Here is a 294-nt window from a genome sequence, read left to right as displayed (position 1 = left end):
CACACATTAAGGTGATTTTTTTACTGGCGGTTAACGTCATTTTGCCGTCTACACTGTCAATATTGACATTTTGTTTCGCTGCCATATTGAGGTTGGCATTTTGGGCTTGTATTTCAATATCCCCTTGATTGGCAAAGACCTTCATCCNCCGATTGGTGAGCAAATAACCCTATCGCATCGCCCGATGCCAGCGTGATGTTTTTTAATGCCGTGATGTCAGTCTGGTTTTCAGCGGTGACACTCACGCTGTTACCGGTTGATAGCTGGATGTTTTCGGGACTGGTTAACGCAATG

Annotated in this window: 2 protein-coding genes; both read right to left on the bottom strand. The window is 45.1% G+C overall.

Features of this window, described 5'->3' with window-relative positions; all coding sequences use genetic code 11:
• A partial coding sequence (locus J3U35_RS11560; RefSeq protein WP_416380677.1) for a DUF2345 domain-containing protein occupies positions 1-145 on the bottom strand: 145 nt, incomplete at its 3' end.
• On the bottom strand, positions 114-294 hold a 181-nt coding region (locus J3U35_RS04815), incomplete at its 5' end, for a DUF2345 domain-containing protein (protein WP_267359875.1). The genes J3U35_RS04815 and J3U35_RS11560, both read right to left, overlap by 32 nt.

The sequence above is a fragment of the Gilliamella sp. B2717 genome (assembly GCF_026536675.1).
GTDB classification, from domain to species: domain Bacteria; phylum Pseudomonadota; class Gammaproteobacteria; order Enterobacterales; family Orbaceae; genus Gilliamella; species Gilliamella apicola_I.
Note: the sequence above shows the minus strand (reverse complement) of the source record. Positions and strands in the feature narration are given on the sequence as shown.